General features: G+C 50.5%; 25 protein-coding genes and 3 tRNA genes. 10 read left to right on the plus strand and 18 right to left on the minus strand.

The window, feature by feature from the left end:
• Positions 1-38: 38 nt before the first annotated feature.
• Positions 39-428, plus strand: a complete 390-nt coding sequence (locus O71_RS14175) for a VOC family protein (RefSeq protein ID WP_040574322.1) — start codon at positions 39-41, stop codon at positions 426-428.
• A gap of 147 nt (positions 429-575) precedes the next feature.
• Here O71_RS14175 and O71_RS14180 read toward each other — a convergent pair whose 3' ends face one another.
• The 6 genes from O71_RS14180 to O71_RS14205 are packed head-to-tail and all read right to left on the minus strand — an operon-like array spanning position 576 to position 4,392.
• A complete protein-coding gene (locus O71_RS14180) occupies positions 576-1,199 on the minus strand; it encodes an HD domain-containing protein (protein WP_007657959.1) in 624 nt (207 codons plus the stop codon).
• A 31-nt stretch (positions 1,200-1,230) separates the two neighbouring features.
• On the minus strand, positions 1,231-1,743 hold the full coding sequence (locus tag O71_RS14185; RefSeq protein ID WP_007657961.1) for a thioesterase family protein: 513 nt from the start codon (positions 1,741-1,743) through the stop codon (positions 1,231-1,233).
• A gap of 53 nt (positions 1,744-1,796) precedes the next feature.
• Positions 1,797-2,405 carry a TetR/AcrR family transcriptional regulator gene (locus tag O71_RS14190; RefSeq protein WP_007657963.1) on the minus strand — a complete coding sequence of 203 codons (609 nt, stop codon included), beginning with the start codon at positions 2,403-2,405 and terminating at the stop codon, positions 1,797-1,799.
• A gap of 54 nt (positions 2,406-2,459) precedes the next feature.
• Positions 2,460-2,696 (minus strand): hypothetical protein, encoded by a 237-nt coding sequence (locus tag O71_RS14195; protein ID WP_007657979.1) that lies wholly within the window; start codon positions 2,694-2,696, stop codon positions 2,460-2,462.
• Positions 2,693-3,424, minus strand: coding sequence for a tetratricopeptide repeat protein (locus tag O71_RS14200; RefSeq protein WP_007657980.1), 732 nt, complete (start codon positions 3,422-3,424; stop codon positions 2,693-2,695). Before O71_RS14200 ends, O71_RS14195 begins: the two co-directional genes overlap by 4 nt.
• Positions 3,421-4,392, minus strand: a complete 972-nt coding sequence (locus tag O71_RS14205) for a VWA domain-containing protein (protein WP_007657982.1) — start codon at positions 4,390-4,392, stop codon at positions 3,421-3,423. The genes O71_RS14200 and O71_RS14205 overlap by 4 nt, the downstream gene beginning before the upstream one ends.
• Positions 4,393-4,712: 320 nt before the next feature.
• Here O71_RS14205 and O71_RS14210 point away from each other — a divergent pair.
• From O71_RS14210 to O71_RS14235, 7 genes are all read left to right on the plus strand, one after another.
• Positions 4,713-4,799, plus strand: a tRNA-Ser gene (locus O71_RS14210).
• Between the two features lie 118 nt (positions 4,800-4,917).
• Positions 4,918-4,991, plus strand: a tRNA-Pro gene (locus O71_RS14215).
• A 71-nt stretch (positions 4,992-5,062) separates the two neighbouring features.
• Positions 5,063-5,136 (plus strand) — tRNA-Arg (locus O71_RS14220).
• 382 nt (positions 5,137-5,518) lie between these two features.
• The gene (locus tag O71_RS23340; protein ID WP_051017772.1) at positions 5,519-6,427 is read left to right on the plus strand and encodes a site-specific DNA-methyltransferase; all 909 of its coding nucleotides are present in this window, start codon (positions 5,519-5,521) and stop codon (positions 6,425-6,427) included.
• Complete coding sequence (locus O71_RS23345; protein ID WP_051017773.1) at positions 6,424-7,341, plus strand: DNA methyltransferase; 918 nt, start codon at positions 6,424-6,426, stop codon at positions 7,339-7,341. The genes O71_RS23340 and O71_RS23345 overlap by 4 nt, the downstream gene beginning before the upstream one ends.
• Before the next feature lie 9 nt (positions 7,342-7,350).
• A complete protein-coding gene (locus O71_RS14230; protein WP_007657984.1) occupies positions 7,351-7,917 on the plus strand; it encodes a hypothetical protein in 567 nt (188 codons plus the stop codon).
• Between the two features lie 173 nt (positions 7,918-8,090).
• Positions 8,091-8,597 carry a phosphomannose isomerase gene (locus O71_RS14235; protein ID WP_007657986.1) on the plus strand — a complete coding sequence of 169 codons (507 nt, stop codon included), beginning with the start codon at positions 8,091-8,093 and terminating at the stop codon, positions 8,595-8,597.
• Between the two features lie 61 nt (positions 8,598-8,658).
• On the opposite strand, the gene O71_RS14240 is transcribed toward O71_RS14235, so the two are convergent.
• From O71_RS14240 to O71_RS14260, 5 genes are all read right to left on the minus strand, one after another.
• A complete protein-coding gene (locus O71_RS14240; RefSeq protein WP_007657988.1) occupies positions 8,659-9,084 on the minus strand; it encodes a cytochrome c in 426 nt (141 codons plus the stop codon).
• Positions 9,068-9,757 carry an SCO family protein gene (locus O71_RS14245; RefSeq protein ID WP_007657990.1) on the minus strand — a complete coding sequence of 230 codons (690 nt, stop codon included), beginning with the start codon at positions 9,755-9,757 and terminating at the stop codon, positions 9,068-9,070. The genes O71_RS14240 and O71_RS14245 overlap by 17 nt, the downstream gene beginning before the upstream one ends.
• Positions 9,744-10,172, minus strand: a complete 429-nt coding sequence (locus O71_RS14250; protein WP_007657992.1) for a hypothetical protein — start codon at positions 10,170-10,172, stop codon at positions 9,744-9,746. The genes O71_RS14245 and O71_RS14250 overlap by 14 nt, the downstream gene beginning before the upstream one ends.
• A gap of 166 nt (positions 10,173-10,338) precedes the next feature.
• Entirely contained in the window at positions 10,339-10,683 is a 345-nt protein-coding gene (locus O71_RS14255) for a DUF2267 domain-containing protein (RefSeq protein ID WP_007657993.1), read from the minus strand.
• A gap of 250 nt (positions 10,684-10,933) precedes the next feature.
• Positions 10,934-11,263, minus strand: a complete 330-nt coding sequence (locus O71_RS14260) for a DMT family protein (protein ID WP_007657994.1) — start codon at positions 11,261-11,263, stop codon at positions 10,934-10,936.
• 446 nt (positions 11,264-11,709) lie between these two features.
• On the opposite strand from O71_RS14260, the gene gyrB reads away from it, so the two are divergent.
• Positions 11,710-13,668: a DNA topoisomerase (ATP-hydrolyzing) subunit B gene (gyrB, locus tag O71_RS14265; RefSeq protein ID WP_007657995.1), complete on the plus strand. Its 1,959-nt coding sequence runs from the start codon at positions 11,710-11,712 to the stop codon at positions 13,666-13,668.
• Positions 13,669-13,742: 74 nt separating this feature from the next.
• Here the strand turns inward: gyrB and O71_RS14270 are convergent, their stop codons facing one another.
• From O71_RS14270 to O71_RS27355, 5 genes are all read right to left on the minus strand, one after another.
• Positions 13,743-14,507 carry a CPBP family intramembrane glutamic endopeptidase gene (locus O71_RS14270; protein ID WP_007657996.1) on the minus strand — a complete coding sequence of 255 codons (765 nt, stop codon included), beginning with the start codon at positions 14,505-14,507 and terminating at the stop codon, positions 13,743-13,745.
• A 167-nt stretch (positions 14,508-14,674) separates the two neighbouring features.
• Complete coding sequence (locus O71_RS14275) at positions 14,675-15,136, minus strand: DUF302 domain-containing protein (RefSeq protein WP_007657997.1); 462 nt, start codon at positions 15,134-15,136, stop codon at positions 14,675-14,677.
• Between the two features lie 4 nt (positions 15,137-15,140).
• Positions 15,141-15,923, minus strand: a complete 783-nt coding sequence (locus O71_RS14280) for an acyloxyacyl hydrolase (RefSeq protein ID WP_237717850.1) — start codon at positions 15,921-15,923, stop codon at positions 15,141-15,143.
• Entirely contained in the window at positions 15,908-16,264 is a 357-nt protein-coding gene (locus tag O71_RS25710; RefSeq protein ID WP_237717851.1) for a RagB/SusD family nutrient uptake outer membrane protein, read from the minus strand. The genes O71_RS14280 and O71_RS25710 overlap by 16 nt, the downstream gene beginning before the upstream one ends.
• Positions 16,265-16,302: 38 nt before the next feature.
• Entirely contained in the window at positions 16,303-16,485 is a 183-nt protein-coding gene (locus O71_RS27355) for a DUF5996 family protein (RefSeq protein WP_369750938.1), read from the minus strand.
• Positions 16,486-16,809: 324 nt separating this feature from the next.
• Here O71_RS27355 and ppk1 point away from each other — a divergent pair, with 324 nt between their 5' ends.
• Positions 16,810-18,915 (plus strand): polyphosphate kinase 1, encoded by a 2,106-nt coding sequence (gene ppk1 / locus O71_RS14290; RefSeq protein ID WP_007658003.1) that lies wholly within the window; start codon positions 16,810-16,812, stop codon positions 18,913-18,915.
• Between the two features lie 165 nt (positions 18,916-19,080).
• Here the strand turns inward: ppk1 and O71_RS14295 are convergent, their stop codons facing one another.
• Entirely contained in the window at positions 19,081-19,983 is a 903-nt protein-coding gene (locus O71_RS14295; RefSeq protein WP_007658004.1) for a Ppx/GppA phosphatase family protein, read from the minus strand.
• 101 nt (positions 19,984-20,084) lie between these two features.
• Entirely contained in the window at positions 20,085-21,437 is a 1,353-nt protein-coding gene (locus tag O71_RS14300; RefSeq protein ID WP_071530883.1) for a peptidoglycan DD-metalloendopeptidase family protein, read from the minus strand.
• Positions 21,438-21,533: the final 96 nt, after the last annotated feature.

Raw genomic sequence — 21,533 nt, forward strand, 5'->3', positions numbered from 1 at the left:
ACAGATAGCTAGGTAATTTTTGCAAAGCTGCTATGACGATGAAATATCCCTATAGCCCCGGTATCAACCACATTGAGTTTTGGGTGAAAGACCTGGAAACGTCAATGCTTTTTTACGGGGAGCTATTCCCGATGATCGGTTGGTATGCGCTCAACGAAACCTCTTTTAGCTGTGGCCAGCACGAAATCTACTTCAAGCAAATGCCGGTTGAGTTTTGTGACAGCCTGGGTGTGCGGCATATATGTTTTCATGCTATAAGCCGGGAGGTGGTTGATCAGGTAGGGGAGTGGCTTCGGAAGCAAAATGCTGCTATTATACGCGGTCCGCAGGAGATGCCGCACTACAGTGCGAGTTACTATACCGTCGATTTCCGTGACCCGAATGGCTTCGTGCTGGAGGTGGCTTATACCCCTGAAATCAAGTTATAGAACGGATTCGGCAGCAGCGTAAAAAAACAAAGGCAGCTAGTGCTAGCTGCCCGTTTTTCATAGTTATATTTTGTGCTATGAACTCCTTATACTCCTAATCCAAAACTATGTTGTGGCTAGGTCAGAAATTATTGTTTAGCTACTTTTTTACCGGGCAGGCATGCTTTGTCTTACGGTCGTAGTACAGATGCCTGCGGCCTCCATTTTCAGAATGGCCATTTCCTCTATCAAGGCTCTGAACTCCTCCAGCCCTTTGTCAAACGAGGTATGGCGGCCCATCAGGAAAACGAACTCCCGTTCGATCTCAATCCAGGTGCTGATGTCGGCGTGGTTGTGCTGAATCTGCACCTCTAATTTGTCGAGAGCATTGGCTACTTTTGCCTCGTACGTTTCCTTTTCTTCAAACTCATACCACAGGTCATAGATCTCCTGGCCGGTTGATTCGCGCAACTGGTCCCGCAGGTTGAGAATGGCTTGCTGTTCACGCTGCTGCTTTAGCAGTTTGGTTTCCTCATTCACAATGTCGAAAGCAGGCACATCACCGGCTTCGGCCTCTACCAGGTCATGAATGATGATCATTTTGAGCAGCCTGGCCATGTCAACTCGCTGCTCCAGGTATGGCTCCAGCAGGACAGCCATCAGGCTCATGCGCCAGGTATGTTCCGCCACGCTCTCCTGCCTGCCATTGGAAAGCCAGCTATGGCGCATCTCAAATTTGATCTTTTCTGCCAGGGTTAGTACCTCCAGCACTTTTGCAAGGTTCTCTTTCATAGGTGGTATTTTGTGCTGCAAAAATAAGATTTTATTTTTCTAATGCAGCCACTGCAGCCAAACGCAGCTCTCTTACACGGTCTTCGAAGTACTCCGAAGGCTTTCCTTCTCCCAGTACAGCCACTTTGCCAAACAGCTCAGTCAATTCCTCGCTGTGCTCAGCTTTCTGGCCCTTGCGGATGTCGATGTAGGCGAAGCGCGTCCATATGACAGAAATGATCGCGCCTGTTTCAGGGTCTACCATCTGGCCCTCCATCATCAGGTCGGAGCCGCTGTACCAGCGCAGGCAGGTCTTGATCGTAACCGTTTCCATGAACTTCACTTCACGCAGGTAGGCAATCTGATTGGAGGCTACGACCCAGGCCCTGCCCGTCGTTTTCCCCATGGCATAGATGTCCAGGCCATAGTTGTCGCGCAGCTGATCTTCCCGGGCGTTCAGATAATAATCGATATAGCGGCCGTTGTTCAGGTGACCGAAAGGGTCGCAATCTTCAAAGCGGATCAGTGCCTTGCTTTCCAGAATTTTGCTATAATTTTTTTCCATAATGAATAGTTTAAAAAAAAAGACCGATTGGTTTATTTTAGATCAAAAAAATATCAGGTTTGCAATTCAGACTCGAGCATATGTTCCAGTTGAGAAATAACGGTGTTGAGGTATTTGTTGTCACCGTAAGCTTTTGAAAGCATGATACCGCCTTCAACCATGCTCACAAACAGAATAGAAAATCTCTGTGGGTCTGTTTCAGGTCTGAATTCTCCCCGGTCTATACCTTGCAGCACAATGTTGGCAACCGCTTTGTGTAGACGGTTGAGCACTTTAACTACACTAGCCCTTAAGAGCGGGTTGGTGTCGTCCGCTTCTACTGCTGTGTTCAGAACAGGGCAGCCACCCTGTACAGGAGGCGAGAAAAGGTAGGTTTTATAGAATTGCAGAATCGCCTTCAACTTATCCGAAGCACTTTCTTTAGCTGCTATCCGTTCCCCGATCATTCGGGTGATGATACCGGCAGCATGTTCAAAGGCAGCCAGGGCAATCTCTTCCTTGCTCTCAAAATGTCCGTAGATGCCTCCTTTCGTCAGCCCGGTGGCAGTCATGATATCCTGCATCGACGTGCCGGCATAGCCCATCTGATTGAACAGAGGGGCCGATCGCTCTATGATGAGCTGGCGTGTGCGTTCTGCTTTAGATAAGGTTGTCTGCATCATTCAGAATTGAATACGCAAAATAAACCAATCGGTTTTTAATTTCCAAATTGTGGCCTACCAATCCGGTTTGGTAGGATCAGGCTTGCGTGTCGCTTTTTTGGGGAGTTGCTGGATGTACTGTTGCTCTGCGCTGCGCATCGCCTCCAGCATCAGCCGTGCCTTTTCGGGGTTGATGTTGAGCTGCTGCAGTCGGTTGTTCCGGGTTTGCGCTCTTTGTTCGGCATCAGAGAGAGGTTCTCCACTGCGGCTTCGCTCTGGTCGGCTCGGGTCAAATTGGCTGTCAGGGTTCATGCCCTGCGTATCGCCGGGCTGCTGCCCACTTGTTTCCGTTTTTTCGGACTGTTTGTCACTGCCGTCTTTATCTGGCTGCTGACCTCCTCCTTGTTCCTGTTGCTGCCCTGGTCGTCACGCTCTGGCTTGTCTACCTCTGCTTCCTGGTCCCCTTCGCTGTCGGGGTTTTTGCGTGGTTGCTCTGCCTGCTCTTCCTCCTCCGGTTTTTGCTGCTGCGGCTTAGGCTGGTTCTGGGCAGGCTGCTGGTCTGCAGGGAATTGATCGTCCTCTTCATCCGTCTGAGCCAGGTCCGGACGCTGTTCCAGAAGCTTTTTGATCAACTCGTAGTTATACCTAGCCGCCTCGTTTCCGGGCTCCACGATCAGTGTCTGACGGAAATAGGAGAGGGCCTGCCTGTATTTTCTGCTTTGAGAGGAGATGGCACCGAGTTGGAGCAGCGATACCGCCTTGATGTGGCGGGTGGCGTGGTTGGCCAGCAGGGTGTACTGCTGCTGGGCTTTCTGCAATTCGCCCAGCCGGAAGTAGGCGTGTCCCAGGTTAAGCCGTACCTGATCATCCTGTACGTCAAGATCCTCCAGTAGGTACTCGTATGAAGCCACTGCCTCTATGTAATCTCCCCGTTTGTAGGCTGTCGCTGCCAGGTCTGCATGCTCGTTCATGAGCGAGATGGTACGCAGCCCCCCCGACAGAAATCCGATAAATAATATGGCAGCCAGAAAAGCTTTCATATTCTGAGCAGTTTAACGGTGATCAGCACATCCAGCAGTATAAGGAGCAAGGCCAGCGCAAGCGGATAGATGTACTTATTGGCAGTTACATCAATGGTTTTGCTTTCGCGGAGTTCGCCTTCTATGTTATTGATGGCGTTGATCAGTCGGCTCACCTCACTGATGCGGCCGTTTACTTCAAAGTACTCACCATCGGTAGTCTCGGCCAGCTGCTCCAGCCCTTCTGGATGCAAGCGGGTGATAACAGGATTGCCCTGCTGGTCCTTTTTGAAGGAGTTGCCAACCGGTATCTGGGAGCCGTCAGTAGTGCCGATGCCCAAAGCAAACACCCGTATGTTTTGCTCCCGCAGCCTGTCAGCCCAGTCAGAGGTACGGCCTCCAAAATCCTCCCCATCACTGATCAGCACCAGGATGCGGGCTTTTTGCTCACTCACCTCAGGCGACGCCGCCTGGCCAAATTTCTGAGACACAATTTCCAGCACAGGTATAAAGCTGGTCCCGCCGTGCGGTAACAGACCGGTGCGCAAGGTTTGGGTATAAAGCGTGAGCGCCTGTTGATCGTAGGTGAGCGGGCTTTGCAGGTAGGCCTCAGAGTCAAATACGATCAGGCCGATGCGGTCCGAGTTGAAGCGACTGATCAGCCTGATGATGTCGCGCTTGGCTCGTTCCAGTCGGGAAGGCTGCACGTCGTTGGCGTCCATGGACGCCGAAAGATCCACGGCGATGTAAATGTCTTTGCCAATGGTTTTGATCTCCTTTTTCATCGCCCCGAACGATGGCCCGAGTATTGCAATGATCAGCAGCACGACATAGGCGTGTCGCAGCACAAACTTCACCCACACACCGTGCGGGCGCTGTCCAAAAAAGGCAGACACCTTCCGCACCCGCCACAGATAGCCCACGTACAGTCCCATAAAGAGAATGCCGAACAGTATTTCAAGCAGTGTTAAAGTTTGGTACCAGGTCATGTTGTGCAGGTTCAGGCCAACGCCCGATGACAAATATAAGAAAGGAAAGCCAATGTAAGGGGTTTTTGAGGCACCTTGTCGGTAGATACAGGTATAGCAGTAAGGGGAGGCAAGAGGTGGGAAGGTGAGAAGACGACAATGCTCTAAAATTTTTTCTGAAAATTTCGTCTCAGAAAGCTGAATAGAATCAAGTAGTTAGTTTTCGAAAAGGGAGTCTAGAGGTATGCCAGGCGGGTTTGTTTGCTAAAATTTTGGTGAGTGCTATTGTGTGGGCAAATTTAATGTAGTATGTTTGCAATCTCTTCAGCAGGGAGAGACCCGGAGGGGTGGGTGAGTGGCTTAAACCAGCAGTTTGCTAAACTGCCGTACTGGAAACGGTACCGGGGGTTCGAATCCCCCCTCCTCCGCAAGCGAAAAAAATAAATTGAAAAAGTTTTGACAATTTAAATTCTTCGCTTACTTTTGCACCGCGTTCAACATTAACAGCGACATCAAACATCGCTAACCGGAGTTGAAAGCACAGTTCGGGGTGTAGCGTAGCCCGGTATCGCGCCACATTTGGGATGTGGAGGTCGTAGGTTCGAATCCTGCCACCCCGACTTAAAAAATTTCGGAAGCAATTCCGAAATTTTTTGTTTAAGGGTAGAGCTAATGCTCTCCTAAGGACGCTGGTCTCGTAGCTCAGCTGGATAGAGCAACTGCCTTCTAAGCAGTAGGTCTTTGGTTCGAATCCAAACGGGATCACTTCAGTATCAAGCACTTATAAGGTAAAACTTATAAGTGCCTTTTTTATTGCAGACGGTTTTAGAACTATTGATATAACCAGCTCTCTCAAAATAACAGCTCTCTATTTCAAAATCAACATAGAAAAGATGGGTGACTATTAATATTAGAAAACTTCCTTTCATTCATCTCCCCTTTATTCCTTATCTTGAAGTTTTGCCTCCAAGAGCCAGAGGTAAAATAACAGCAGATCATTTTACAGCAAAGCACAGGACATATCTGGTGCTAATGAGGTGAGTTAGGACTTAGACTTGAGGTTCTTTATCAGATCATCATTTAGGGCCGGAGCCACACTCTGTTGAGTGGTGCCTGATAGCATACTGACTAGATTAATACAATAATAATGAACGGAGACTCCAATAGTATTTCGGAAGACCTGCTTTCTAAACTGAAGGCGCTTATACCTGCTGCTTTTCATGGGAACAAGCTGGATGTAGCGCAGCTGAAGCAATTGCTGGGGGAGCACGTTTATACAGCCCCGGAGGCCTACCAATTGAGCTGGGCAGGCAAGGCAGAGGCCTATAAGCAAGTCCAGGAACCTTCGACCGATACACTTATACCTGTTTCGGATGCGTCAGTTAACTGGGATAAAACGAAGCATGTGTTCATCGAAGGGGATAACTCCAAAGTGCTGAAGGTGCTGCAGAAAGCTTATTCCGGGAAGGTAAAGGGCATCTATATTGACCCTCCATACAATACTGGTTCCGATAGCTTCATCTACGCTGATAACTTTGCAGGGAAAAATGGCCGTTCTCAGTCCGACCGTAGGAAAAACGGCCATTCGAACTGGCTCAGTATGGTGCTGACAAGGCTGTCGCTGGCCCGTCATCTGCTGCGTGAAGACGGTATTATTTTCGTGAGCATCGATGACAATGAATTGGCTAATCTGAAACTGGTGATGGACGAAGTGTTCGGGGAAGAGAACTTCATCGATTACTTTTCGTGGGCCAAGTCCGAAACGCCTGCTAACCTGAGCAGAAAGAGTAAAAAAGTAGTGGAGTATGTGATCTGCTACCAAAAAAATAAGAACAGTGAGAAATTCAAGGGCATCAGGAAAAACAGCACCAGTTCCAACGGGCTGCTGAACCAGTCGAATAAACCGGGCATATTGACCTTCCCGGCAGATGTGGTTATTACGCGTCTGAAGGATGGCCTGCTACAGAAAGGCAGTTACGGAACGGACAGCTATGCCATTGAATTGCTCGAGGACACCGAGGTAAAGGACGGCGTGTTTGTAAAGCTGTTGTATTGAAGGCTAAATTCAAGTGGTCGCAGCCGAAACTGGATGAAGAAATAAGCAAAGGTACCCGGATCAGTATACCTACGATCAAACTTAGTCCTTCTTATGAGAAGCTGGTGTATGACAAAGAGGTGCCGCCTAACCTGATCAATTCAAAGGTTGGCGTGGGTACAAACGAAAACGCCAGCGCCCAACTGGAAGCTCTGTTTGGAGCAAAAGTGTTTGACTTTCCGAAACCACCCAGCCTGATCAAGTACCTGCTAGGCTTCTCCGACGATCCTGATGGCATCTTCATGGATTTTTTTGCCGGTTCGGGTGCCACTGCCCAGGCCGTGCTCGAAATGAACCAGCAGGATGGCGGCAGCCGGAAGTACATCTGCGTGCAGTTGGATGAGCAGATCGCCCCAGCGACTAAAGCCTATCAGCTAGGCTTCAGAACCATCTCCGAGATTACCAGAAAACGATTGCTGTTGCTACATGAAAAAATGCAGGGACAGGAGGAGACGGAGGCCATCGACACAGGTTTCAGGTATTTTAAACTAGCCCCTTCCAGATTCAAAACCTGGCGTGGAGAAAATAGCAATGGTGCAAATGAGCATGCAAAACAGCTGACCTTATTTAAGCAGGTAGAAAAACAGAAAGAGCATTCAGAACACATGCTGTGGGAGTTGCTGCTCAGGTCCGGTATACCGCTGACAGCTGCCATAAACAAAGTGCCTGCCGGTGATACGATGCTGTATGAGGTTGTGGAAGAAGGGCTCCTGTATGGGCTGGATAGGATCAATGAAGAAGTCCTTCGGAAAGCGATCGAGCTGAAACCCAAGGCCTTTATTTGTCCAGACTCGCTTTTCCAGCTGAACGAAATCTCCAGAACTAATTTACAACTAACCTTGCAGGACATTGGTATTGATTTTAAATCAATCTGATGAAATGCAATGCTGGTACAAAACTTCGACTTTGACGCTAACCTCGCCATAGCCCGGCAATGTGCGGCTGACATGGTCCGCAACGGCCTGTATTCCCGCTTTGGCCTTTCAGAGAAAGAGCGCCTCGAGAAGGCGGTGCTGGGATGCATGGGGGAGTACGCTTTCGAACATTGGCTTAAGTCCCTTGGCTATACCTACGAGGTTGATCGTGCCGGCTTCGAAAACAGGAATGCGGATGCGTTCGACTTTTTGATTGGCGGCTGTAAAATAGATGTGAAAGTTGCGAAGAAATCAACTGACAGGCCACCGAACGACAACTGGACCTATGGTTACCCGCAGGAGCAAAAGCCGGCTTCAAAAGATTATGTAATCGTAGGTTGGGTGGATTTTAGCAGAAAAGAAGTAGGGTATTATGGCTGGATAGCGGGTAAGGAAATCAGCAGATTTCCGGTGGTGACAAAGAATACCTTTGCCGGCTACAGCTACCGTACGCCTAACCACGAGTTTAAATGGGGAGCCTTGCACAAAAACTTCGAACGTTTCTTCCAAGGCGTTCTACAGAGCAAGGAAGCATAAGATCGCCGGCGACTGGTGCTACCCCCTCAGGTAAGAGTGAGCTCTTTCAATGTACAGTCTTGACTTCTGTACAATTATGCTAAATTTGCGCCCCGCCTCAACAGGCGAGCTGCATTTTGCGTTAGCATATACCTGCATGTATAACGCTAACACCCTTAAAGCCTGATTTGAACATGACAACCGATACGATAAATAAAGCAGCCCTTTTCGCAGAAACAGAACAGCAACTAAAACAACAACACTTTAACATCAGCAGCCAGGACCAGGACCGTCCCTGGGGCGGATTTTTTGTGATCGACGAAGCCCAGGCACAGGACTTTGCCAACACCTATTTCGACAACATGTCGGTAGATGAACTGAAGATATCCGGCAAGTTAAGCCCGAAAATACTGCTGGTAGCACCGCACAAGCGACTGAGCTGGCAGTACCACCATCGCCGCGCCGAAATATGGAAAGTAGTGAAAGGTTCTGTAGGAGTTGTGACCAGCGACACAGATGAAGAAGGGGAATTGAAAGTGCTAAGCACCGGTGACCTGATTACCCTGCGTCAGGGAGAACGTCACCGCCTGGTGGGCCTTGACGATTGGGGTGTGCTGGCCGAGATCTGGCAACATACCGATGCGGCCAATCCTTCCAACGAGGATGATATCGTGCGTGTGCAGGATGACTTTGGCAGGTAAAATCTGAATTTGACAGGTATGGAAATGGCGCTGCAGCTAAGCTACAGCGCCATTTTTATTTTTATTGCTCCAGCAAATGCCGGCATTTAAGCAGTTGCTTTTCCACTTCCTGTATGGTGAAGCGCGGGTTGCTGTTGCCGAAGTTGGTCTGCACGTAGTTGAGAATGTTGGTGATCTGCCCTTTGTTAAGGTGCTCAAAACCTGGCATACCCTGGTTATAGTTTTTACCATTCACGACAATGTTGCCCGTCTGCCCGTGTTGGATGATGCAGGCCAGCTCATCGCGGTGATTCTCCAGGTAGTCGGCGCCTGCCAGCGGCGGAATGAGGTTGCGGAGTCCGCTGCCGTCATCCATGTGGCAGTTGGCGCAGTACTGGGTATAGAGCTTTTCTCCTTCGTTTTGCTTATCAGTGTAAAAGCACTGGGTCAGAGTGAGTAAAGCGGCTATACCGGCAGCATAGTGCAGGAATTTAGTTTTTATCAGCATCCTTCTTTTTCTTTTTAGGCAAAAGGGCCGGTATGTCACGGATCAACCGATCGACCTGGGCTGGGTCGGTGCCATCGTAGATGCCGCGCACGTGGCGGTTCTGGTCCACGAGCACAAAGGCGCCGCTGTGCACAAAGCCGCCGGGCTCTTCCTCGTCTTCCATCGCCGACACCATGTACTGCATGGCAATGCTGTAGATGCTGTCTTTCTCGCCAGTCACAAAATGCCATTTGTCGCTGTTCACCTGCAGGCGGTCAGCGTAGTCACGCAGCACGGCTACTGTATCGTGTTTCGGATCAATGGTATGAGAAAGGAGCATGACTCTTGGGTCATCCTCAAAAGCTTCGTAGATGCGCAACATCTGGCTTTTCATCTTAGGGCAGATGGTCGGGCAGGTCGTAAAGAAAAAGTCGGTGACGTATACTTTGTCCTGCACGGTGAGGCTGGTCACCACCTGGCTGTCCTGGTTGATGAAAGCGAAGTCAGGTATGCGGTGGTATACCGTATCGGTTACCTGCTGGCCGTCAACTTGGCGCTGCACCAGCTGCCGCTCGCCCAGGTAGGGGAGTGTGCCGGCATCAGAGGACTGTTCCTGCGAACAGGCCTGCCAGCTGAGTGCAGACAGGCCAAGCAGCAAGGCTGAAAAAAAAGTGTTTAGTTTATTTCTTTCCATAAGTCGCATAAGTTTCCTGTGCTTGGGTGATGGTGCTGTCCATTAGCGATTTTACCCGTTCCATTTTCTGGTGTTCAGCATTCAGATATAGCATCGCCTGCTGGTGTGCCAACGTGTCGGGAGCCTTGTACTGGCGCATCCACTCCATCATGGCTTCATCGGCCTGGTCCAGTTCCTGTATACGGCGCGTGAGCAGGCTAATGGTCGCGGTGTCGGCAGACTGTGCCTGCAGCGTATCGCGGAGGCTGGTGAGGTTGCGGCGCAAGCGGTAGATTTTACTCATGTCGGCCATGGCCTCGTCGTGCAGGTCCATCACCTCTGTTTCCAGGGCCTGTTGTCGCTCCCCTTCACTGGCGCCGCCCTGGCAGGCAAGCAGGGTGAGGGGTAAACTCAGGTATAGCAGCCACTTTTTCATCGTTCAGCTGATAAGGTTAGGTATAAGAACAGGTATAGCTGCAAAGGTATAGGATATGGCAGAATAATGGCCCCTCAGGTGCTAAGTTTTGGGCAATTCCCTTTAGGCGGGCATTAAAAAGCCCGGCACGGTGGCCAGGCATTGGTTTAAGATAAGTTTGTTTTGATTAGGCAGGAACCATTAGTTCTGAATGCAGGGCTTGAGCTACCTGGTTGTATTGTCCCTCGGAGATACGGCTTCGCAGAAACTTCATTACATCCTGGAAGGCATAGTGGGCGTGCTCCAGTGTCGGGAAATCGGCCATGTCAGCAAAGGCGTCTTTGGAGCGAATAAACTCCAGCCATTCTTCTTCATGGCGTATGCGCACGGGCTCTTCCCGCAGCGTGAAGCCATCAAAGTATATACCTTTCCAGACGATCGGAAGCTGGGCCGCCAGGTGTATCGCTTCTCCGGCAGGTATACGGTCACGGATGGCGTGCAGCACTGCTCTGAAGATGCGGGCAGCTTTCATCTCGTCTTCTATACCAGGTAGTCACAGAGCTCGTGTAACCAGGTCTTTGCCTCCTTTTGATAATTCTCAAAATTCATGGACATGTTTACCTCCTTTTTTATGGTTAAACATCATGTACTCTGTTATTTACAACGAATCAGCCAGGAGAGGGTTATCAGATAAAAGGGAGTACGCTCACAAGCACGCCAATAGCATTGAAACAATGGTAAACGCCCAAAACAATTTAACCATCAACAATTTAATAATTTGACTACCACTTCTTAAAGACAAAGAACACGGCCAGCAGGATGAAAATGAAGCCAACGATGTAATTCCATTTCACCTCTTCGCGCAGGTATAGCACCGAGAAGCCTACAAACACGACCAGCGTGATGACCTCCTGTATCGTTTTGAGTTGAAAGGCAGTGAACTGTCCGTGCCCGATCCGGTTGGCAGGCACCTGGAACATGTACTCAAAAAAGGCAATGAACCAGCTCACCAGGATTACCTTCCAGAGCACGGTGTCTTTGAACTTCAGGTGACCATACCAGGCGAAGGTCATGAAGATATTGGAGATAAGGAGGAGTATAATCGTTTTCATGCCCGAAATTTAACATAAGGCGCATTCATGATGGCATAAAATTTAAGCAACCTTCGCAATGCTGAGTCAGTATGTTCGTTTACAACACGATGCAATGCCTGACTGAGCTATGAAAAAAACCGGGTCGGCCCTCGAGCCGCCCCTAAGGGCAAAGTAGACGAAAAGCGAGTAAAATCACTTGCGTCCATCTGCCGATATATTTTGCATTCGACTTGATCAGAAAGACCGCCTCCATAAGAGGTGGTCTTTTTGTGTTTTTAAGGTATAAGTATTTGTGAAACAGGCACTAATGGGCTTTCGTTTTTGTTTAAATCAAGGTGTGCTTCCTGCTTATACCTGATGGGATCACAGGTATGCAGCAATCGGTGTAAAGTACTGCTCCGAAAAGCATAGATAAAATGAAATAAATTGGTAATTTTACCTATTCAATCTACCCAGATACACACATGAGTGACGTAGAAGAAAAACAATTGCATAACAATTATTCAGCAGATAGTATTCAGGTACTGGAAGGACTTGAGGCCGTTCGCAAGCGTCCTGCCATGTACATCGGTGACATTGGCATCAAAGGCCTGCACCACCTGGTGTGGGAAGTAGTGGACAACTCCATTGACGAGGCCCTGGCCGGTCATTGCGATACGATCAATGTAACCATCAACACTAACAATTCCATAACTGTGTCGGACAACGGGCGCGGTATACCTACCGACTTCCACCAGAAAGAAGGCCGTTCGGCCCTGGAGGTGGTTATGACGGTACTGCACGCCGGTGGTAAATTCGATAAAGACACATACAAAGTATCCGGTGGTCTGCACGGTGTAGGTGTATCGTGCGTGAACGCACTGTCTACTGATTTGCACGTAACCGTGCACCGCAACGGAAAGGTATTTGAGCAGCACTACAACATCGGTGTGCCAGCTTATCCGGTGCGTGAAATCGGCACGACAGATAAGACTGGTACTACAGTAACGTTCCAGCCTGACGCTTCGATCTTTACCACCACAGAGTATAAGTATGACACCATCGCCAGCCGTCTGCGCGAGCTTTCTTTCCTGAACAAGGGCATCCGCATTAACCTGACGGACCTGCGTGAGACTGGTGAGGACGGACAGCCACTTTCTGATTCTTTTTACTCAGAAGGCGGCCTGAAGGAATTTGTGGCCTACCTGGACGAGACGCGTGAGAATCTGATTCCAGAGCCAATCCATATTGAAAGCGAGAAAAACGGCGTACCGGTAGAGATCGCTCTTCAGTACAATACCTCATATACTGAGAACATCTTCTCGTACGTGAATAACATCAACACCATAGAAGGTGGTACACACGTTGGTGGTTTCCGTCGTGCTCTTACCCGTACTTTGAAGGCTTATGCCGACAAGTCAGGTATGCTGGACAAGTTGAAGATCGATATCGCCGGTGATGACTTCCGTGAAGGTTTGACGGCCGTTATTTCGGTGAAAGTGCAGGAGCCGCAGTTCGAAGGACAGACCAAAACCAAACTGGGTAACTCCGATGTGGGTGGTGCTGTGGATACGGCTGTGGGCGAAATGCTGAACCAGTTCCTGGAAGAAAACCCGAAAGAGGCCCGCACGATCGTGCAGAAGGTGATACTGGCGGCGCAGGCCCGTAACGCAGCCCGCAAGGCCCGCGAAATGGTGCAGCGTAAGAACGTGCTTTCGAGCACCAGCTTGCCTGGCAAACTGGCCGACTGCTCTGACAATAATCCGGAAAACTGCGAAATCTACCTCGTGGAAGGTGACTCAGCAGGTGGTTCTGCCAAGCAGGGCCGTAACCGTATGTTCCAGGCCATTCTGCCGCTTCGTGGTAAGATCCTGAACGTGGAGAAAGCACAGGAGCACCGCATCTACGAAAACGAAGAGATCAAGAACATGATCACCGCCCTGGGCGTGAGCTTCGGAACCGCAGAAGGCGAGAAGGCCCTGAACATGGAGAAGCTTCGTTACCACCGCATCATCATCATGACGGATGCGGACGTGGACGGTTCGCACATCCGTACCCTGATCCTGACCTTCTTCTTCCGTTATATGAAAGAGCTGATTGAGAATGGTTATATCTACATCGCCCTTCCTCCGCTATACCTGGTGAAGAAAGGCAAAGAGGAGCGCTACTGCTGGAGCGAGCAGGACCGCATCGATGCCATTGCTGAACTAGGCAAGGGTAAGGAGGACAGCGTAGGCGTGCAGCGTTACAAAGGTCTTGGTGAGATGAACCCGGAGCAGCTTTGGAACACGACCATGGACCCTGAAACCCGCAGTTTGAAACGTGTAACAATTGAGTCTGCCGCTGAGGCTGACCACTTGTTCTCGATGCTGATGGGTGACGAGGTAGGTCCTCGCCGTGACTTCATCGAGCGCAACGCCAAGTACGCTCGTGTAGACGTGTAATCTATATCAAAACATAAAACAGCAGCGGCTGCTTTCGGAAGAAGGCAGCTGCTGCTGTTTTATGACAGGTTTGTTCAATACAGGTCAGGCGCCAGTGCTATACCTGACTTCAAGCGGTTCCTGTAGAACCCCCAAAGTATTAACAACACTAACAGCAATCCCCAGCAGCCTGCCAGTATCCAGGTGCTGGCATCACTTGAAGCCGACGTAGTGCTGAATAGGCTTCTCGTTGATTCGTAGGCGATGTTGGCGCCCCAGTGTATGCCGAAGGCAAGCCAAAGCGATTTGGTAATGATGACCGCATAGGCCAGCACTAGGCCTAATAACAAAAGATAGGAGAGGACTGCCGCACCGTCACCTAATCGCCAAATGTGATTCAGCACATAAACCAAAGCGGATAGCAACGCCCAATGAACAGGCTTCATATACTTTTCCAGATGAGCATATAAATAGCCCCGGGTTAGAATGTCCTCCGCTACAGAGGGAACCGCAGTCATCAGCAGGAGCATGGGGACTTGTCCTACAAAGGTTGTGATGGTTATGCTGGGAACAATGCTTTCATACCCCAACAGAACCGAGAGGTAGAACGATAGGATGAAAAATGTCAGGCCTAGCAACAGCCCCACCAAAAGCTGCCGCAACCATTTATCTTTCAGACTCAGGCCATAGCCCCCAAGTCCTGTCCACCCCTGCGCTCTGGCCAGGAAAAAAGCTGCCACTATAAACCCGGTTTTAAACAGTGCCATTATCCAAAAAGAAGTAAAAAACTCAGGGAAATGATAAATGGCGAAAAGGAGGAAAAATCCTGCTGCACATGAGAGTAGACTACGTATAGGCATAGCTTTTCCGAAGAGCCATTAGAAGCTCTCAAGCAACAATAATAATTTAAATTATAGGTACTTACAATGTATAGGGAGGGGTAAATTTCGGACAAATGGTTTGTTGATTATTCTTTTGTCAGGTTGTATGCATTTGCACATCTAAAACGCTACCAAAGCACAGGCACCTACTTGCTTACCGCTTCACTCAGTTTCTCAAATACCTTCCCCATTTTATCCAACACAGCTTGCTGATCGCTTAATTTGTAGTCCTGCTGCAGGTCGTTGGGATGGCGGTAGCTCAGGTATACCTGGCCTTCTTCGTCTTCCCACACCAACAGGCGCAAAGGCAGATCTAAGCCGGCACGCTGATCGGCCTGCATCAGGTTAGTGCCAACCAGCGGATTGCCGAAAATAAGCACATGTGTAGGCCGGAGATCCAGCCCCTTGTCACTGGCGGCTTTGGCGTGGTCTACTTCCGCTACCAGGTTGATGCCCATACCCTCTATTGCAGTTCGGAGTCGTTTCAGTGTTTCCTCCATGCCATAGGCGCTTGGTTTAGTGGTTAGCTGTCCGGTTTGCGAAGGCTGTGCTATACCTGCACAGGCAATGCAGATCAGCAGGAAAAATGCTAATGTAAGGTGCTTCATCTTATTAGAATCTAAAACCGACGCGGGCATCCAGAAAATCCGCCACATGGCGGTGGGCCTTCAGGTTGATGCCGTAAAACATGCGCCCTCCTGTATGGTACTCCAGGCCCCAGCGCTGGTACACCGGGTCGCGGGCTTTGTATGGAGAGTATACGTATACCCCAAGCTGCTGATTGAACCGGAAACGACCTATGCGCAGTTCGTGCCCCACCAGCAAAGCACCCCGCTGAAAATCACGCCCGTCCTCTTCGTCCTGCAGGTGCTTACGCAAGGTATAGTCTGCTATCCACTCGGCCCCACCAGTCAGCGCACTGATGCGGCCAACGGGCTGGCTGACGTAAGCAGTTATACCTAGCAGTGGCAGCTTGCGCGATGGTTCGTCGTGGCGGTCCTTGCCGGTGCCAAACACGGCTACCAGAAAATTACGCACCTGCTGCTCCTGCATACTTGCGGACATTTGGCGCTCAGGGAAAGCGGCAGGTCGCAGGGCATAGTTGAGCCCCAGTGTAGCCGAGGGAAAGTTGATGCCCTTGTTCGGCTGACGCAACCCTCCATTCGAGATATGCTTGTACGTACCGCCTGCCCGCAGCATCCAGCGCTCGCTGAGGCGGTAGTTGCCCATCAGGTTAATTTCGAGCGGAAAACTGATGGCTGTGCTGTAAAATAGATTTTCAGGGTTGGTGTCAGGGTCATAGATGTTGTCCATGTAGGCCAGCCCAGCCCCGAAACGGAAAGACAAACTGAAGCGGCGATGCGCTGATAGAAAAGGCTCTACATACAGGAGCAAGGTATAGCATTGCCCAGAATGTCAGGATTGTCAAAGTTGTAATAAGCCAGTGCGGCACCCAACCTGGGGTAACCCTGCAGGTACTGCCAGGCGCGTTCGTTGGTAAAGTGCAGACTCACATCCGCCTCTATACCCCAGGGATTGGAACCGGAAATATCCCGAATCTCTCTGGAATGTGGAATGATGAAGCCCGTGTGCCCCGTCAGGCCGATGTTGATCGCAGACCGGGTGGAATCGCTTTGCCAGGCAGCAATTGCCAGTACAGGCTCACATAGTAGCGACAGTACCATAGCCAGGGATAATAGCAAACCGGTATGAAAACCTCTTCCACTGTTCGTCATCTTTATAACTTTTTGCTGCCTCAAGGCAATTTAACTCTTCAACAGGCCAGTTCGCCAGTTTGGCACCTGCCTGGTAGTCTTTCTCCAGAAAGTCGGGCAGGGCCTGGTGCGCTCACGTACAGCATAACACGCCACCAATGATTAAGCAGGGGCATCAGCGTCAGGCGTATCTTGCCTACAATCTGAAGGTACAGATGCGGCGTGTCCTGTGGGCCTCCCAGTCGGCAAGGGGTAGGGGAGGACGTTCAAACTCGCTGGTGTCGGGCTTGTTTGTACAGCTTCTTACATTGGCTCTTGTTTTATACCGGGCGCCTGCTGATTGGTTTTGAGATTCTGGTATAGATCAGGGTAAAGCCGGGCTTTTTTGGCGCCGGGCGATGCTCTTGGAAAACATTTATGCAAGCTTTCGTCAAAAGGCATGACAAATTCACTAACAAAAATTATATTAGCAGTTGGGCATACTTAATCTAATGTCCGTATACCTGCGTCTGTCAGGGAGCCTCTGTTCTCCGACTTGATATGAGGCTCCTTTAATATCTGAAAACATGTTAACCAATAAGGTTTCTGACCAAATAAAGAGAAGTAAATACATTAGCCGCGACCTGAGCTGGCTGCGTTTTAACTACCGTGTGCTTGACCAGGCCCGCGACACGAGTCGCACCATTTTTGACCGGCTCAAGTTTATGGCCATCACGGCTTCCAACCTCGACGAGTTCTTTATGATCCGGGTAGGCAGCTTGTATAACTACATCGATTACGGCAAAGAGCGACTGGACTACTCTGGCCTGCGCGAACTGCCCTTCCGTAAGAAATTGCTTGACTACGCGCACCGCTTTGTCAACGATCAGTACCTGACATTCAACAACGAACTGACCGAGCTGTTTGACAAAAGCGGTTTTGACATACTCAAGGTAGGCGACCTGACCGAGATCGAGCAGAAGAAGGTAGACAGCTATTTCAAAAATACGATCTATCCGCTGCTCACGCCCATGGTGTTTGACAACTACCATGGCTTCCCGCTGCTCATGAACCAGCTGCTGACCTTTGGTGTGGTGACCCGCACCACCGAGGAGCAGAAGGCGCAGGACCGCGTGACCTTTGTGCAGATACCCCAGAACCTGGCCCGTTTTTACGAGATCAACCGCAAGGACAAGATCATCTTTGTACCGATTGAGGAGATCATCCGCTGGAAAATCAAAAAGCTGTTCCGTAACGTGGAGATCGTGTCAGCGAACCTCTTCCGCATTACCCGAAACGGAGATTTTACACTGGAGGAGTCTGACGATATTGAAGCTGACTTTGTACAGGAAATCAAGTCGAAGCTGAAGACGCGCAAAAAAGGGCGTGTGGTGCGCCTGGAGATTGAGCGCAATCCGTCTGCCTTTATGATGAAGGTACTGAAGGAGCGCTGGACCATCGACAATGCCAATGTCTTCACGATCACGAGCATGATCGACCTGCGCGGTCTTTGGCAGATCATCAACCACAGGCAATTCAAAGACAAAGGTTTTAAGCAACCCGCATCTGTAACGCCGCTTAGCCTTCCGGCCGAGTCGGTGGACATGTTTCAGTATCTGAAAGAGCATGACGTACTGCTGCACCACCCCTACAACAACATGGAGCCGGTAGTGCAGCTACTGGAGCGAGCCGCCGAAGACCCTTATGTACTAGGCATCAAGCAGACGATTTACCGACTGGCGGATCAGTCACGTGTGACGGCTGCTTTGCTGAAGGCTGCTGAAAACGGCAAGCACGTATCGGTGCTGTTTGAGGTGAAGGCCCGCTTTGATGAGGAGCGAAACCTGCGTGAGGGTGAGCGTCTGGAAAAGGCTGGCTGTTTTGTGATCTACGGCATCAGCAAGTATAAGACGCACACCAAAATGCTTATGATCATCCGGAAGGAAGGGGAGAAGGTGACGCGCTACGTGCACATCGGAAGCGGTAACTATAACGAGCAGACCGCCCGCCTGTATACGGACGTGAGTCTGCTGACGACCAACGATGTGTATGCGCATGACGTGTCGGAGTTTTTCAATGTTATAACCGGTCACTCCCGACCAAACGAGTATAAATACCTGCTCACTTCTCCTAAATCCATGCGCCAGCAACTGATCGAGCTGATTCGCCATGAAGCACGCAATGCCAAGAAAGGACTGAAGAGCGGAATCGTGATCAAGATCAACTCACTGGAAGACAAGGAGGTGATAGATGAATTTTACAAAGCTTCCAAGGCAGGTGTACCGATTAAGCTCATCGTGCGCGGCATCTGCTGTTTACGCCCGGGCCGTGAAGACCTGAGCGAGAATATTTCAGTAAAGTCGATTGTAGGAGAGTACCTGGAGCACAGTCGCATCTATTACTTCCACAACAACGGTGACCCGAAGGTATACGGAGGCAGTGCCGACGTTATGGTGCGCAGCTTTGACCGCCGTATCGAAGCACTTTTCCTGATCGTGAATGAGGAACTGAAAAAAGAGGCGATCAATATTCTGTACTACAACCTGCTCGACAACCAGAACTCCTACATCATGCGCGAAGACGGTACCTATTCCCGTAAAAAGCCCGCCGCCAATGAAGAGATCGTTGATGTGCACAAACTGTTCTACAAGAAGGTGTTCGAGGAAACAACGCAGGAGGTAGAGTTAGTATAAAATCAGGTTTTATCTTCCGCTGAAAACAAGAACGGGAGTGGTACATGATCATCATGCGCCACTCCCGTTTTTTATAAAAGTCCCGCCCGGCTAAGTCATTTCCACCATAGTAATCACGTGCGAGGAAGATCGCTCCATAGCATGTGCCTGCGGGCAAGGCGAAAACTACCTGCTGATCTGACTGATCACAAACCGCTCCTGATGATGCTGCTCATATAAAGCGTGAATCATTCCGTCTTTGAGGCCGACGGCAGGCACGAGCATGCTCTCGAGCTTGGCCCACTTCATGGCGGACAGGTATATCTCAGCAGCGGGGAGGATAACGTCGGCGCGGTCAGGGTTGAGGAGCAGTTCGGTGATGCGCTGCTCCATGGTCATCGCTGCTACCCGCTGTGTGATCTCTTCAATCTGCTTGCGGAAAATCGCCTTGCCCACTGCCTTGCCTGACAGGTCAAATATCTTGTTGATGTTACCTCCTGTGCCAATGGCGCGGGTGAGATGGTATTTTTTGGCGTTCTCTTCGATCCATACCCGCATGTTGTTCCAAAGCTCCTGTGAGTCCACGCCGTGCATGTGCCGGATGGAGCCCTGCTCAAAGGATTGCGAGGCCATCTTCTCCCGGTTCACATAGATGTTGAACTCGGTGCTACCGCCGCCCACGTCAATGTGCAGGTAATTACGCTCATCCAGAAAGTTCACGATAACTTTGTTGATCAGGTCGGCTTCGGCTACCCCGTCGATCACCTGGATGTTCATGCCGATGGCCTGGTGCACACGGTCCAGAATTTCAGGGGCATTTTGGGAGGTGCGCATGGCAGAGGTGGCGCACACCATATAGTGGTCCACGTCGTGCACGTCGAGTAGCAGTTGAAAAGCGTGCAGTAGCTTGATGAACTTCTGAATTTTGTGCTCGCTGATAAAACCGGCATTGAACACATCCTCTCCAAATCGGATGGCGTAGCGGATGTATTCAACTCTTTTAAAAATTACGTTTCCATTCTGATTCAGAACGTTGGAGATCTGGCACCTCACCGCGTTCGAACCGATATCAATAGCAGCTAACTTCAAAAATTATCCGGTTAAGAGCGTACAACATGCTTTACTAAGCCAAATATAGGTATAAATGCTGTACGCAGAAAGTATCGGTGCTGCCAATTAAACCGGCAATTTTACTCAGCAGCCTGCACCCAGCCGAGTCTGCCGTCTGGCTGTCGCACGAGGTCAAATTGCCCGTTCACGGCTACTACAGGTACAGCGGCTCCTGCCGGCAGACTGTCCATTTGCCCGGCTTCGGGGTGCGCGTCATCCAGCAGCGGACGCTCCTGGCGCAGTTTCTTAACGGCGATGGGTCTGGCTATACCTTCCACCAGCGAGCTGATGATGTAAGCCTCCGACTGATCGGGCAGGCGCACGCGGTACCAGTTGTTTGCGGCACCCACCACCTGGAGCGGCGTGTGCTTGCTGAGGGAGGTATGGAGTGCTGCTTTAGCTGAAGGCTCTGTCCGCACATTGGCCATTTTGGACGACACCCTTACCCAGTTGCCGATCTGCGTGGCATCCACTTTCACGGTAGGTATAGGTGCTGCAGACTGGTGCACGTAGGGGTAGGGGTTGGTGGCACCGCGACCATAGCGGTAAATGCCGAAGTGTAGGTGCGGGCCGGTTCCCCTGGCATTGCCGGTGTTGCCGACCAATCCGAGCGTGTCGCCTACACTGACGCGCTGTCCGGCTGTAACCAGCTGCTGGTCAAGGTGGGCGTAGTAAAGGTTCTGCCCACGATTCAAATCCGAAAGCCAGATCACCTTGCCGCCACGGGGCGTTTCGTTCACACGCGACACGACACCGTCTACCGAGGCGATGACGGGTGTGCCGCGCGGTGCGAAAATATCAATGCCTTCGTGGCTGCGAGCGCCTGCATCACGTGGGTCACCCCAGATGCTGGCGATGTGACGACTTGACTTACCAGGTATAGGAAAAGCCAGGGTAGGCTGTGCCTGTATAGTGATGGTATAAGTGCCGCCGCGCAGCAGCTCCGGCTGCACACGCAGCAAGTGCGCCATGTCCTCATCCACCACGTAAGTCAGCGTAGTGGCTGTGCTATCTGTGTGGGCAACCTGTTTGGGGGCTCTGGCCGGGTCGGTGCTGGCTTCAAACAGATCCATGAAAACCTGCATAGTCTCCCGTGCTTTCATCTCCAGGCTCACTACCAGTTTCTCGCCACGTTTGGCTTCTACTCTGTAACCGAGCGCTCGTGGTTTGTCAGCCGGAAAGTAGCCGGTTTCTTTGAAAGGCAGCGTAACCGGCGTGGGTGTTTGCAAGGCAGTTTGCCCTGTCGCCAGCCAGTCCTGCCCCACAGCCGTCTGATCAAGTTTGGCGCTCTTCAGGGATGAGACATAGGCCTCGTAAGGCGTCTCTTTTTTGAACACGCCACGCAGCGTTTCCCGGCTTCCGCAACTGGAGAGGAAGAGGGTAACGAGTAAGAAGTATAAGAGAGAAGAATAGCTTATCGGCTTTCTGTTCATGTTTGGTTTCGTTTCCGGATTTCAGATGTGTATCCCTTTCTATACAAATATGATACCTGATTTGATTCCTTTTACTTGATATAGAATGATTTAAGC

Source organism: Pontibacter sp. BAB1700 (assembly GCF_000277005.1).
GTDB lineage: Bacteria > Bacteroidota > Bacteroidia > Cytophagales > Hymenobacteraceae > Pontibacter > Pontibacter lucknowensis.